General features: G+C 42.1%; 15 protein-coding genes. 10 read left to right on the top strand and 5 right to left on the bottom strand.

What is annotated here, in order from left to right; genetic code table 11:
• Nucleotides 1–239 precede the first annotated feature (239 nt).
• The 3 genes from soxR (at nt 240) to AC55NX_RS19805 (ending at nt 3,478) form a co-directional block, all read left to right on the top strand.
• Nucleotides 240–689, top strand: coding sequence for a redox-sensitive transcriptional activator SoxR (gene soxR, locus AC55NX_RS19815; RefSeq protein WP_496997301.1), 450 nt, complete (start codon nt 240–242; stop codon nt 687–689).
• Between the two features lie 109 nt (nt 690–798).
• The gene (locus AC55NX_RS19810; RefSeq protein ID WP_496997300.1) at nt 799–2,391 is read left to right on the top strand and encodes a methyl-accepting chemotaxis protein; all 1,593 of its coding nucleotides are present in this window, start codon (nt 799–801) and stop codon (nt 2,389–2,391) included.
• Nucleotides 2,392–2,722: 331 nt separating this feature from the next.
• The gene (locus AC55NX_RS19805; protein ID WP_496997299.1) at nt 2,723–3,478 is read left to right on the top strand and encodes a hypothetical protein; all 756 of its coding nucleotides are present in this window, start codon (nt 2,723–2,725) and stop codon (nt 3,476–3,478) included.
• Between the two features lie 54 nt (nt 3,479–3,532).
• Here AC55NX_RS19805 and AC55NX_RS19800 read toward each other — a convergent pair whose 3' ends face one another.
• Together AC55NX_RS19800 and AC55NX_RS19795 are read right to left on the bottom strand one after the other, a co-directional pair.
• A complete protein-coding gene (locus tag AC55NX_RS19800; RefSeq protein ID WP_496997298.1) occupies nt 3,533–4,183 on the bottom strand; it encodes a LysE family translocator in 651 nt (216 codons plus the stop codon).
• 402 nt (nt 4,184–4,585) lie between these two features.
• On the bottom strand, nt 4,586–5,455 hold the full coding sequence (locus AC55NX_RS19795) for a LysR substrate-binding domain-containing protein (RefSeq protein WP_496997297.1): 870 nt from the start codon (nt 5,453–5,455) through the stop codon (nt 4,586–4,588).
• A gap of 108 nt (nt 5,456–5,563) precedes the next feature.
• On the opposite strand from AC55NX_RS19795, the gene AC55NX_RS19790 reads away from it, so the two are divergent.
• Genes AC55NX_RS19790 through AC55NX_RS19780 form a run of 3 tightly spaced genes read left to right on the top strand, consistent with a single transcriptional unit; the run spans nt 5,564 to nt 6,787 of the window.
• A complete protein-coding gene (locus tag AC55NX_RS19790) occupies nt 5,564–5,896 on the top strand; it encodes a carboxymuconolactone decarboxylase family protein (protein WP_496997296.1) in 333 nt (110 codons plus the stop codon).
• A 7-nt stretch (nt 5,897–5,903) separates the two neighbouring features.
• Entirely contained in the window at nt 5,904–6,293 is a 390-nt protein-coding gene (locus AC55NX_RS19785) for a tautomerase family protein (RefSeq protein WP_496997295.1), read from the top strand.
• Between the two features lie 11 nt (nt 6,294–6,304).
• Nucleotides 6,305–6,787 carry a DUF4865 family protein gene (locus tag AC55NX_RS19780; protein ID WP_496997294.1) on the top strand — a complete coding sequence of 161 codons (483 nt, stop codon included), beginning with the start codon at nt 6,305–6,307 and terminating at the stop codon, nt 6,785–6,787.
• Nucleotides 6,788–6,900: 113 nt separating this feature from the next.
• Here the strand turns inward: AC55NX_RS19780 and AC55NX_RS19775 are convergent, their stop codons facing one another.
• Nucleotides 6,901–7,512, bottom strand: a complete 612-nt coding sequence (locus tag AC55NX_RS19775) for a LysE family translocator (RefSeq protein ID WP_496997293.1) — start codon at nt 7,510–7,512, stop codon at nt 6,901–6,903.
• Between the two features lie 168 nt (nt 7,513–7,680).
• Here AC55NX_RS19775 and AC55NX_RS19770 point away from each other — a divergent pair, with 168 nt between their 5' ends.
• On the top strand, nt 7,681–8,247 hold the full coding sequence (locus tag AC55NX_RS19770; RefSeq protein ID WP_496997292.1) for a helix-turn-helix domain-containing protein: 567 nt from the start codon (nt 7,681–7,683) through the stop codon (nt 8,245–8,247).
• Between the two features lie 105 nt (nt 8,248–8,352).
• Here the strand turns inward: AC55NX_RS19770 and AC55NX_RS19765 are convergent, their stop codons facing one another.
• A complete protein-coding gene (locus AC55NX_RS19765) occupies nt 8,353–8,601 on the bottom strand; it encodes a hypothetical protein (protein WP_038182457.1) in 249 nt (82 codons plus the stop codon).
• Between the two features lie 732 nt (nt 8,602–9,333).
• On the opposite strand from AC55NX_RS19765, the gene AC55NX_RS19760 reads away from it, so the two are divergent.
• From AC55NX_RS19760 to AC55NX_RS19750, 3 genes are read left to right on the top strand one after another with little or no spacing between them, the layout of a single operon-like run.
• Nucleotides 9,334–9,732 carry an NUDIX hydrolase gene (locus AC55NX_RS19760; RefSeq protein WP_496997291.1) on the top strand — a complete coding sequence of 133 codons (399 nt, stop codon included), beginning with the start codon at nt 9,334–9,336 and terminating at the stop codon, nt 9,730–9,732.
• Nucleotides 9,729–10,907: an MFS transporter gene (locus AC55NX_RS19755; RefSeq protein ID WP_496997290.1), complete on the top strand. Its 1,179-nt coding sequence runs from the start codon at nt 9,729–9,731 to the stop codon at nt 10,905–10,907. The genes AC55NX_RS19760 and AC55NX_RS19755 overlap by 4 nt, the downstream gene beginning before the upstream one ends.
• Nucleotides 10,908–10,910: 3 nt before the next feature.
• On the top strand, nt 10,911–11,852 hold the full coding sequence (locus tag AC55NX_RS19750; RefSeq protein WP_496997289.1) for a hypothetical protein: 942 nt from the start codon (nt 10,911–10,913) through the stop codon (nt 11,850–11,852).
• A 287-nt stretch (nt 11,853–12,139) separates the two neighbouring features.
• Here AC55NX_RS19750 and AC55NX_RS19745 read toward each other — a convergent pair whose 3' ends face one another.
• Complete coding sequence (locus tag AC55NX_RS19745; protein ID WP_496997288.1) at nt 12,140–12,289, bottom strand: type I toxin-antitoxin system ptaRNA1 family toxin; 150 nt, start codon at nt 12,287–12,289, stop codon at nt 12,140–12,142.
• Nucleotides 12,290–12,509 lie beyond the last annotated feature (220 nt).

Below are 12,509 nucleotides of genomic sequence, written 5' to 3'. Positions count from 1 at the left end.
AGGATCGTGCAATTGATCTGTCGATTAATGCCTTAACTGATCGGCATTAGAGCCTCGGCTCCCTTTTTCATTGTTGTTGGTCACCGATGTATTCCGGCACTCGTGATCACTGCTCGCATCACCTTGATGGGTATGAGCAATCGCTACATTCCTCTGTCGGATGATGAAGAGCAAAACTTGAGCAATGCCCGGTTGGCACTTATCATAAAACCTAAACTTAAGTTGAGGTCAACAGACGAATGCAAAAGAAAATCATCCCAGAGTGGATCTCAGTCGGTGTGCTGAGTGAAAGAACCGGCGTTGCAGTGTCAGCGTTACATTTCTATGAGAAAAAAGGCTTAATCAAGAGTCAGAGAAACGCCGCCAATCACAGGCAATATCCCAAACATGTCATTCGGATTGTTTCGCTGATCCAAGTGGCGCAGCGAACCGGTTTTTCTTTGGAGGACATTTTATCTGAGCTTGAAGGGCTGCCGAATCGTACCCGCGTCACTCTGGAGGATTGGGAAGCATTGGGTTCCCGATGGAAAGAGGAACTCAATAAAAAAATAACGCAGTTAACTGAGTTAAGAGACATGATGACCGATTGCATCGGCTGCGGCTGTCTGTCTCTTGAAAGATGCCGGCTTCTCAATCCCTACGATAAATTAGGCGAAAAAGGCGCAGGTCCGCATCTGATGAGTCAGTAAGACTTTGCAACATGTTGTCACAAAGCACCATTGAGCTAATGATGTCCTTGAGTAGCAGAAACCATAATTAATTCTATAGTTATGTAATGTTGAAAGCATTTGAGAATGGATGATGAAAATTAGCTCGAAGCTCTATCTGAGTATTAGCGTGCTCATTTCTCTGGTCGTGATTAATTATTGGATAAGTTACTCAGGGATAAGCAAATTAATTAATGCGATCGAGTTTGTGACCGGGCCTGCATGGTCAACCGCTGATGGCGCGATGGAAGGCACAATTGGGTTACAGGGGCAGTTGATCCACTTACAGCGCTTCGCATCCGGTGAAATCACCAAAGCGAAGACGTTAGCGGCATTAAGCGAGCCCACAGCTTTTGCCACCGAATCTTTCCAGCGGTTAAAAGAAGCCGGATTAATTGAGCAAAATAAAACCAAGCAGTTAGATATTTATCTGACCGAGTTTGAGACCCGTAAAAACGCTTTACTCAACGCCAGTGATGGAAGTCAGTCCGGCGCTTTAAGTGCATTACTGACTCAGTTTGACGCGATGCAAGAATTTATAGGCCAGCTCGAGGAATCCGGCGATGAAAAAGTTGAGAAAACAGCCGTCACTCTGGAGAGCACGATTGCGAGCATAAAAAACTATTCTCTGATTGTTTTAATCGCTGCAATTTTAATTGCTGTCGCAGTCATAACCACCGTAAAAACCTTGGTTCTTAAGCCATTAAATTTAATGATAACTCGGATTGCGTTATTAGGGAGTGAAAGTGGCAACCTGAATGTGAAGTTAGACGTGAAGAGTGATGATGAGATTGGCACATTAGCAGGACATATCAATCATTTTATCGACGTGGTTTTCAAAATCGTCACCAAGGTGGATGACACCATTCAAAACACAACTCAGCTTGCAGACTCAATTGGTCATAACCTGCAACAAATCGATGAACGGGCGCGCAGACAAAGCCACGATACCAGTGAGGTGGCGGCCTCCATCCAAGACATGAGCCTGTCGCTCAATGAAGTCGCCGAGTCAGCCAGTCAGACGTTGCTCAGCGCAACGCAGGTACAGGAGCGCTCAGCAACCGGCCAGAAAACGCTGGAAAGTACCGTGAAATCTCTCGATGAAGTGGTCAACTCAATGACACAGGCTGCCGGTGTCATCAGTACACTCGAAGAAGACGGACAAAACATTGGCTCGGTGCTGGAGGTGATTCGTAGCATTGCAGAGCAGACCAACTTGCTGGCGCTTAATGCGGCGATTGAAGCTGCCCGAGCCGGAGAATCCGGACGTGGTTTTGCGGTGGTCGCAGATGAAGTGCGTAACTTGGCAAATCGGACTCACACGTCAACCGTTGAGATTCAAACTGTGGTGGAGCGGATTCAAAAAGGCTCAAGCAGCGCAGCCAATGCGATGCGCGATTCACAGGCGCTCACCGATAAGGTGTCATCAGAGGCACAAAGTGCCATGGTGTTATTCGATGAAATTATCTCCGCGATTAATGATTTTAGTCGCTCTAATCAAGAGATAACCGCGCGAACTCATGAGCAAAGTCAATCGTCGCTGCATTTGAATCAGCAAATCGAAAGTATTGCCAGTAACGCCAGTGAGAATGCGGATTTAACCCGCGCCAGTGTTACCGTGAAGGAGCAACTGTTAGCACAAGTTGATGCGTTAAAACTGCAAATTCAACGCTTTGGCGTGTAAGAAATCGGCTGACTCTCAGGACGAACTTTGAGGCGTGTTTCAGTTCAGAAAATGATGGCTGCCGTCATTAAGAGAGCGTGAAAATTCCTCCTGTTTCACATATCACTGAACATTGTTCAGTGATATGACGTGCCCATGATTACCGACTGTGATCGTTTATCCCTGCATATTTTCCCTTTCACAAAAACTATCGTTATAGTTATGCTCGGTAAAATAGTGCATAGAGTATGATGCGATATAAATTCGGCCTCCAATTTACAGAGCAATCAACGTATTGGGAATCAATGTCGGTAATACGTATATCGGAGCTCAACAGCAGTCAGGAATCACAATGAGCCAGTTCACGTTCAAAAACATATTGACTTTCAAAAATAGAGAAACCGCAAAGCTTGTCACACTTGACGCTAATCTGAAAATATTGAAGTCCTCCGGACGAGAAGTGTTTCTCCAGGATGCTGCGGTATTCGTGCTTCTTCATCACTTTTTCACCCATGAGGCGGCGGTGCTCAGTTATCACGATATCGGTTGTATTGTCAGAGAACAGAAGTCAACATTTCATATGGAAGATTGCCCTGACAATATCATCGCCAATAAATATGTATTTAAATCCCGATCGATTTTAAAAAATCTGATGATCGATGATTTTATTGTGACTGTTCGGGGACTGGGATATAAAGTTTCCAGCAAATGGTTACCACTTTTGGAAGATAAAGCAGACGAGCAAAGTAAGCATATTTTTTTAAAGGAAATTACGGCTATTATTGAAGACAGCATTGCGTATAGCGAGTCCGTCAATATCACTCAGGATAAGAGCGGGTTATCTTTCATCAAACCCGATCAAGAAACAGCTATGAGCCATTTTCAGCGTATCAATGATTGCTATCACCAATTCTTAAGCCACTATTCAGCCCCGGGGAATAGTATCGAGCTGTTTGAATTAAGAGAAAAGCTCATCAAAGTGCTGCTTTATACTATCTACTGGCGTGTCGGGGATAACCTGAGTGACGACAAATTCAGATCAGACTATAAGAATGAACTTCACCTGCTGCTCCGACAGATAAAACAGGCCCTTGCCTTCCTTGAGTGAAACAACAAGGGCACAGAAATGATGCATTGCTGCATACGAAAACCGTCAATTTATCTAAATAAAGGCATACGTGGTTATCATATAAATACCCATCGCGGCCATGACCCCCCCCAAGAATCGGTCAATCAAGTAGACTTTACTGTCAAACTTTACTCTGACGCTTGGGATGGTCACAATGAAAATAAATGTCAGATACCATGCCATTTGTACGGCAATGATCGAGATAATGACCAATAAGAGCTTTTCTGTCTCCAATGCAGGAGAAATAATAATGGAAAATAAAGAGATGAAATATATTGCGGCCTTCGGGTTGAAGATATTGACAATCAAGCCGCTCCAAAAAGCAGATTTATTTTCCGTTTTCTTTTCCGCTGGAATCGGAACTTCCGCTTGAATGGGCTCTTCCGTTGGCTTGGCAAACGACCCTTTGATGGATTTATATGCCAAGAACACCAGATAACTTCCCCCAAAAATACCAATCCCTTGTGCAATATAATCCGAATGCCCTAATGCAGTTGTTAAACCGGCAACGGAATAGCTGATGTGAACCAATAAACCGACACAAACCCCCATCCCGCAAATAATACCGGCTTTGCGCCCTTGACGGAGTGTTTGTTGAGAAACCACCACAAAGTCCGGCCCCGGTGAAATGGAGGCCATTAAATGAATGGTCAAAATAGACAATAATGCGGTCGTGAAATCCATAACTTCCCTTAATTGATTCAATCACTAACTTTGATGTGATCTTTTTACGTTTGATCCGTGTCACTTGGTACCCGTTCAATGCTATTCAATGATGCCGGGAGCATGTTCGGGCTGATGATGTTCCGGTGCCAGATATCGTTGAGACATGCGATTCCCTAGCTTCGTGTCATTGTTGTAATGGCTTACATGCTAAGTCACTTTTAGAGATGGATAAAATATGAATAAATCCAGAATAAGAAGATAAATCCCAGATATTTGCCGCAACCGGAATGATTCATCCAGCCTTCAGGAACTGAGGCGATGACGAGATTGCCATCATTCAGATGGTGATGAAATTAACTCTCCCTCACCGATACTGAACCGATATTTTGAGAGTAGAGCGCAAGCTTTGCTCTCTTCCCCCTAAATTTCCAGATACTGCAATAGCTGCTGTTTCAATTCCGCATACAACTGAGCCTGAACGTCATCGAGCTGATATTGGCTTCTGTCCAGACACAATTTGAGTTTCCCCAACGGTGGTAAACCGCTCAATTTGGTTATGCTCTCCGGGTGGCTGAAAGAGGAACGCACGGTAATCCCTAATCCGGCTTCAACAGCACGCCATAAATTACTTAAGCTTCTGCCAACAAAGTTAATTTTCCACGGGATCCCGTGATGATCTAACGCTTCGGTGGCTTGTTGACGGATCAGACATGAACCGTCCAGCATCACTAACGGCAAAGGCCGCGCCATCAGCACGGATTCTCTGAGGTGTTTACTGGCCGGGCCATACCATTGCATAGGTAATTCCGCTAAAAACTCACTGTAAGGTGCACTTTTTTCACCCGCCCATCCCAGTGAGAAGTCTAACTCACCAGAGACAATATCACGCAGCAGCTCTTGATGACGTCCGACAATTGACTGTAATTGTATTTGTGGATGGCTGCGTGAAAACGCACCTAACAATTGCGGTAATAGCACATCACTAAAATCTTCTTGTAAGCCAAAGGTGACTTTTCCTGCCAGTCGGCTGCCTATCAGGCGGTTCAGCAATTCATCATTCAACTGCAACATACGCCGGGCGTATCCCAGCACCACTTCCCCGGCTTCCGTCGGTTCAAGATTCCGTCCCACTTTTACCGCTAACTGCGTCTGACACTGCTGTTCGAGTTTTTTTAACTGCGCACTGGCAGCAGACGGAGAACGGTTCAGCCGCTCGGCGGCAAGTGCAAAACTGCCCAGTTCAATCCCTAACACAAAACATCGCAAAGCATCTAAATCAAGGCTACGCATTACTGACAATCCCGAAAATCAAAACAGTTAATACCAATAGTTTTGATTTTTTGAATCAAAATTTCAACTTATGATTTCCCTGTCAATTTAATCAGGCGAGGAAAACAGATGACTGCACAGGAAAACGAACTCATGACAATGATTGCCCGGCTCGCACCTCAGTTCCATCAGCTCACTTCAGAGGTGCTCTTCGGGCAAGTTTGGCAGGATGACACACTCAGCCAAAGAGACCGGAGTTTAATCACGGTTACCGCCCTTGTGGTGCTCAACCGAATGGAACAATTACCCGGCCACCTGACGCGTGCGTTGACCAATGGTTTGCGTACCGAAGAGCTTAGCGCGGCAATCACCCATTTAGCCTTTTATGCCGGATGGCCTGTTGCCGCCTCAGCGTTGCAACGTCTGGATACCAACCAATCTCAATGCAATCAACAGGAGTGAAAATCAGATGCCTTTGACACGAATCTCAATCACCCCAGTGTTGTTTGAAACGGCTCATCAAAAGATCTCTGCGATTTTGCAACAGTGCTTAGAGACACATTTTGCTGTCCCCAGCGGCGACTGCTTTCAGATCTTTGATGTGCATGATCCGCAGCACATCGTGTTCGATAGTCATTATCCCAATTTGCGCAATCAACGTAGTGAATCCGCGATTCTATTTCATATCTTCGCCGGAAAGCCGCGGAGCCGTATGCAAAAACGTGCTTTATATCAGGCGCTGAATCAACACCTGACCCGAACGCTCCCCCTGAATGAAGAAGACATTATGGTCATCATTCAATTCAATCAGGCAGAAGATTGGTCTTTTGCTTGTGGTATTTCAGCCTCAGACTTATAGGAAAAATAGTCATGATAGCAATGCAATACAAATTCGTACTCCCTGCTGATTACGACATGAAACTGATAGAACGCAGGATCAAAGATAAGGGATATTTATTAGATGGTTGGCCGGGGTTAGTGTTCAAGGCTTATTTATATGCGCGTCAGGATGCAGTGCTGTATCACAGCCCCGAGAATCGCTATGCGCCCTTGTATGTGTGGGAAGATCATCAGGCGATGATGGCCTTTCTTAACAGTGACGGATTCAAAGCACTGTGTAAGCAATTTGGCCGACCCAAAGTCGAAACTTGGTTTCTTGATGCTGTGCCGCCCCCACCCGCTGAGCAGCATCACTTTGCATCCATTGCCCATGATGCCAACCAACAAGCGGATATCCAAGGCATCAATTACCATGCCTGGCAAACACTGAGTGTGACATGGATGAGCGACACTGAGCTCAGTGCCTACCAAGGGCGAGAGCTTTATGCAGTAGGATATGTGGCCCGGGGGTGAGCTTTCACAGCAAACGAATACCAAATAACCTAGCGAATATAAAAACCATGAGGTCTCGGGGGACGTGAACACTCACAGCCCCCTTTAGATGACGATTTTCTACCCAATTGCGATTAGCTGAGCTGTTGCCAGATATCTCTAATCACAGGAAAGACTGAAAGCAATAGCAAAAAGGCCATAGACATATTCAATCTGCGTAGATAGACATCATTTTCCAGTTTCTGACGAAGTAATGTACCAAATATCAACCACACCCCGACGCATGGAAACGAAAGAAGAAAAAAAGTTGTCGCGACTGCCAGGTTCTGGATTGTGTTCTGTTCGCCTGCAGTTGTGAAAGCCGTAATCGCACCAATAGCAACAACCCAAGCCTTTGCATTGACCCACTGAAAGAGAGCCCCCTTTAAGAACCCTAATGGGCTCGCTTGTTTATGGCCATTTTCAACCGAACGACTCTTGGCGATAAGATAGGCTAAGTAAACTAGATAGACTGTTCCTGTTATTTTGATGAGCAGGCTTAAATGAGGATACAGGTTAAAAATATGGCCGAATCCCAATCCGACCAATAAGAGCATGAGCGTAAATCCGACACATATACCAGTCAGTAAAGGTAAGCTCTTTCGTACGCCAAAGTTTAATCCCGATGTCATAACCAAAATGTTATTGGGACCTGGTGTAACGGAAGTCGTTATAGCAAATAACGCCATAGACATGATGTATTCCAATTGTCATTCCTCTTGATTTGTGTTTTTCATTCCGACTCTCTGCGCACGATAGAATCCGTCAAATATTTTATAGAACGATTGTTTTTTATAATGAACGACGAACATATAACTGTCAAATCAAACGTACGTTTGTTAAAATGAACGTTTATTTAGACAAGTAACTTTCCTATGAATAGACATGAACCCCCTATCGCTCAGATTGCAGCGACACTCACTTCGGAGAGGAAGCGCTCTGGGCTGAGTATTGCTGAAGTTGCTAGACAGGCGAAAATCGCGAAATCCACCCTATCTCAACTCGAGAATGGTGTGGGTAATCCGAGTATCGAGACACTGTGGTCGATATGTGGCGTCCTTGATATTCCTGTATCACGTTTGCTGGAGTTGCCTAAACAGAAGACGAAAATTATTCGTTATGGGGAAGGCGTCACGATAGCGTCAAAACGTAAAAACTACCAAGCAACTTTGCTTGCCGCTTGCCCACCAAATGTCAGTCGAGATATATATTTGATTGAAGCTGATCCTGGTGAGACCCATCACTCGGAGCCACATCATCAAGGTGTCATCGAACATGTAATTATTACCAAAGGAAAGGCGCGGATTGGATCAGAGTCTGAAAGCTATAAACTTAATGAAGGTGATTATATTTGCTACCCTGGAGATTTACCGCACATCTTCGAAGCCTTACAGGAAGGGACATGTGCAATGATGGTTTTAGAGCGTCGGTCGAACGTATAGTGACAAATAAAAACACCGGGAAACACGCTGGGCTTAAGGCCGAGTAAATCCTCGACCAAGTAATATCGAGTCAGAGTCAGTAGTTGTAGTGGCCAACAAACCCCATCAGTAAAGTACCCAGTTCGTCGCATAAACCACCAGAACGATCAGCACAACGAAAAAGGCGATAAAGGCGAATATCATTGACAACTTTTTCATGGCGCTTGGTGTATCAAATACCGCACCTTCGGCTTCCCTCACCCGTCGCTCTTCATCAAAATGCCATTTAATGGCTAAGTAGGCCACAATCCCTAATACAATAATCTTAAAAGCACCAGCAAAGTACGGAAAGAAGTCAGCCCAACTGCCGTTCATGATTTATCTCCATCAAGTTTAATATCGATTTTACGGTAGCATAATTTAAGGTTCATGTTTACTCTTTGAGATCGCTAAACATGGACATTTTTATTGCTGGTGTAGACGGCCTGAAGGGCTATCCAACGCGGGAATTCTATCCACCTTGTGTCTCCAACGGAAACACTCCGGACCTAAAGCCGAGTAAATCCTCGAACAGGTAACTCTAACTCTACTCGCCTAACGTTGAGTCAGAGTAAGCGGTACTGACTCTTGTTCTAAAACCTATAACACACTTTTGCCCCAAAGATACTTAGCCTAATAATCTTGACTCATTACGGTTGTCATTAGTTGACCTGCTTAGCTAAAAGCCCGTCTTCTATAAAGTCAGGGGCTCAAAGTTTGGTCGGGATAGATAAGTGGTGGAACATACACTAAGTCTCTTAGCGAAAACATCTACTGATGTGTTTAACGATAATCAAAGATTTTGCGGAAGAGTAGAAAATAAAAGAACCCCCTTCATAAAAATAATTCATATAAAAGTAAAATAAGAACTATGGAATGATTAAATCCCACTCACCTTGATTGATATTTATTCAAAAAAATTTCCAGAGAATAACTGTTCTACTTAGAAATTAATGATTAAATTGTAATTAAATTTAATTTTATATACTTCATTGACACCAGTTAATGACATCAATAGAATTTGACCCTTATAAATATCTCTTACTTTACACAAATATAGGTTTTGTAATGAAGAAATCTGCTGGAATAATTATTAAAGATAAATCTCTTCTTGTTCTGCGTTCAAAAGGTAAAAAAACTTATTTCGCTCCAGGAGGGAAACCGGAAAGTAACGAGAGTACTGAAGATGCGCTTATCCGAGAGCTTAATGAAGAAATAGGAGTGTCTATTTCAAAAGAACACATATCTACTTATGGTGTTTTTTCAGCTCCTGCTTCTGGAAATGAGAATGTAATTTTGACTATGAGTGTTTTCTGGGTGAATGAATATAAAGGAAATATACACCCAAGTAATGAGATCGAAGAGATTCTTTGGGTAAACAGCAAAAACATAGATACTATATCCTTAAGTTCCATTTTCTTGAATGAAGTGTTTTTACCTCTAGTTGAAAATGGTTATATTTCATGACAGACGTAAATATTAAAAAGTATTTAATAACTACTGTTTTTATCATGACATTAATTTTTAACTCTTGGAACGTGTTATTAAATAACTTCATCGTTGAAGTTGGTGGCTTTAATGGATTTGAAACTGGTGGGTTGCACAGTTTACGTGAGTTGCCAGGGTTATTAGCATTTTTGGTAATATATATAACAATTTTCATTAAAGAGCAATCGTTTGCGTTAGTTTCACTTTTTGTTTTGTGTCTTGGTGTTGCAATTACAGGTTATCTCGACAGTATATGGGGAATCTATTTATCTAGTCTGATTATGTCACTGGGTTTTCATTACTTTGAGACTATTAACCAATCACTAACGTATCAAAATGTGTCGAAGGATGAGCTCCCAAGTTTTATGGGGGATCTACTGTCAAAACAGGGATTAGCTAATCTTCTAGCATATTTCTTTGTTTTTGGATTAGTATCTTTATTAAATTATAAATATACCTATTTAGCTATTGGACTTTCTGGTGTAACTTTAATTTTATTAATGTATTATAACTTCAAAAACATCAAACTTATTTCTAATCCCAGTACAAAGAAATTTTTATTAAAGAGAAAATATACACTATTCTACATACTGACTTTTTTAAAGGGAGCTAGGAGGCAAATATTTATTGTTTTTGCTAGTTATATGCTGGTAGAGAAGTTCCATCTATCTATAAATCAAGTTATAGCAATATATATGGCGACCTATTTTGTTAATTTTATATGTGCACGATTTATAGGAAAAATGGTATACATTTTAGGTGAAAGGAATTCCCTGATATTGGAATACATGTCTCTACTAATAATATTCATCTCCTATGCCTATGTTGAAAATGTATATGTATGCATTGCTTTATACATAGCAGACCACTTTTTCTTTAGCATGGGAATAGCTATTAAAAGTTATCTTAAAAAAATTATTAATGATGAGGATATTTCATCCACAGCATCCATATCATTTACGATTAACCATATTGGTGCCGTAATTCTTCCTGTAATTTTAGGGAGTGTGTGGATGTCATCATCTTCATTAGTATTTATTGTCGGTGCAATTCTTGCGCTAATGTCAGTAATATTTTCATTATTCATACCATCTAATCCTTACAACGGGAATGAAACTATATTCACCGATAAACTTGAACTAGAAGAAGGCTAGCATATGTCATTAAAGAAACTGACTATTGATTTAGATGAATATATGGGAGGTGTGGCAATCTGGCCTGCGTACCCAGCAATATTCTCAAATGTAACTGTAGAAGATGATCCAAACGTTATACCAGGAATACATGTTCACGCTCGCTACCGAAAAGGTGGAAAAAAAGTTATTGATGATACTTTTGATCTCGTTAATATTGAATCAAAGAGCGTAGGAAAAAATGAATCAGTATCTCTAAGTTACTCTTCTGTCCAGACATTTCTGATTGCTAATCTTCTAGGTAAAGAAATTACTTCAGTAAAATGTGAAAATTGCAAATCGATCATTGAAAATAACGTTTATCAAATAGTTGGAGAGAATGAAGGCGACTGTAATGAATGTGGACACCATTTCAATATTGATAATAATTACTATTCGACACGGTTAAAAGTATTATTTAAAAAATTCACATCAATGGATGAATATCCTGCGCTAAAAATAAAAACTCACACTTTAAATCTTAATTTAGATAAGTACTGTGGAGGGGTGTCTTTGATGACGTGCTGCCGTGCAATAATTTGGACCGGTGAGGCAGTCGAAGAAGATGGTATTCACGTACACGGATACGATAGTGAGCGCATCAGATTTGATTCTACTGTTGGTAAAGTACTCGTTAATGAATCAGAAATTTTACCCGAGCATATGAAGATCCTCAGTGTACAAAAATTTTTGGGGCTACAAGTAGAAACAACATATTGTGATACTTGCACAATGCCTCACTTTGATCAGAATGAGAACGCTTTTAAACCAACATCATCAAAGTATTGTGCTGTATGTAAGTCAAAATCCAATACTGAATTAGTAATTTCAAATCCTATAATTGACATCTTATCGAAACTAAATAACTTGACGAATTCACGGCTGCCAGCAATGAATCTCCTGAACTTGAAAGCAAAGTCACTTTAGCCATGTGTAGGGCCAGGTAAACCTGATGACTCCAGATAATATCCACCTCGACTCGTTCATGTACGAGCCTATCCTGGATATGTCAGCCCATCGCTTATATCAACTGTACTTAGACATTTCATAACTGCCAAACTAATCAACACATTAATGGGCACTGAAGGTTCAGATCGTGCCTTGCGGTTTTATTGTATTCTGGATATGTCAATCAAGGCAGCCTTAGGGCTGCCTTTACACTGTGTAATAAGTTACGATTACACAAGCCTCTTACGAATAATGGCTAACGCCTCCTAGAAGTTCTCCGGCGTCGCTCGGCCAGTTTCAGCCTGGCAGTAAAGGACGTGACGGGCGGTTTCCTGGTCGATGAACTCCAGGGCGGCCAGCTCGGTCGCTGCCTGATGAATTGCTTGCTGAACTTCGATATTATGTGCAGTTGTCATGTGTCACCACTCTGACAAATGATATGTGGAAACGCAGGCCGATGCACCATCATCGGCCCGTGTGCTTTCTAATTACTTGCGGCGGCCAAATTCACTATGCCGCTACACTCTGTCTCTTCAACCAGACTTGTGTTCAAGAGACCGACGACCAAGTCGGTGTTTTAGGGATGACAATAAAAAGGTTACTAAGTGGCTAATCTGATATGTCCGGCTTATATGT

The organism is Vibrio rubrogenes (genome assembly GCF_059641415.1).
Note: the sequence above shows the minus strand (reverse complement) of the source record. Positions and strands in the feature narration are given on the sequence as shown.

Excerpts from the sequence above, each read along its gene's own strand:
- AC55NX_RS19760 (WP_496997291.1), top strand. The coding sequence starts at position 9,334 with ATGAAGAAATCTGCTGGAATAATTATTAAAGATAAATCTCTTCTTGTT.
- AC55NX_RS19750 (WP_496997289.1), top strand. The coding sequence starts at position 10,911 with ATGTCATTAAAGAAACTGACTATTGATTTAGATGAATATATGGGAGGT.
- AC55NX_RS19755 (WP_496997290.1), top strand. The coding sequence starts at position 9,729 with ATGACAGACGTAAATATTAAAAAGTATTTAATAACTACTGTTTTTATC.
- AC55NX_RS19780 (WP_496997294.1), top strand. The coding sequence starts at position 6,305 with ATGATAGCAATGCAATACAAATTCGTACTCCCTGCTGATTACGACATG.
- soxR (WP_496997301.1), top strand. The coding sequence starts at position 240 with ATGCAAAAGAAAATCATCCCAGAGTGGATCTCAGTCGGTGTGCTGAGT.
- AC55NX_RS19745 (WP_496997288.1), bottom strand. The coding sequence starts at position 12,289 with ATGACAACTGCACATAATATCGAAGTTCAGCAAGCAATTCATCAGGCA.
- AC55NX_RS19790 (WP_496997296.1), top strand. The coding sequence starts at position 5,564 with ATGACTGCACAGGAAAACGAACTCATGACAATGATTGCCCGGCTCGCA.
- AC55NX_RS19800 (WP_496997298.1), bottom strand. The coding sequence starts at position 4,183 with ATGGATTTCACGACCGCATTATTGTCTATTTTGACCATTCATTTAATG.
- AC55NX_RS19810 (WP_496997300.1), top strand. The coding sequence starts at position 799 with ATGATGAAAATTAGCTCGAAGCTCTATCTGAGTATTAGCGTGCTCATT.
- AC55NX_RS19795 (WP_496997297.1), bottom strand. The coding sequence starts at position 5,455 with ATGCGTAGCCTTGATTTAGATGCTTTGCGATGTTTTGTGTTAGGGATT.
- AC55NX_RS19785 (WP_496997295.1), top strand. The coding sequence starts at position 5,904 with ATGCCTTTGACACGAATCTCAATCACCCCAGTGTTGTTTGAAACGGCT.
- AC55NX_RS19805 (WP_496997299.1), top strand. The coding sequence starts at position 2,723 with ATGAGCCAGTTCACGTTCAAAAACATATTGACTTTCAAAAATAGAGAA.
- AC55NX_RS19770 (WP_496997292.1), top strand. The coding sequence starts at position 7,681 with ATGAATAGACATGAACCCCCTATCGCTCAGATTGCAGCGACACTCACT.
- AC55NX_RS19765 (WP_038182457.1), bottom strand. The coding sequence starts at position 8,601 with ATGAACGGCAGTTGGGCTGACTTCTTTCCGTACTTTGCTGGTGCTTTT.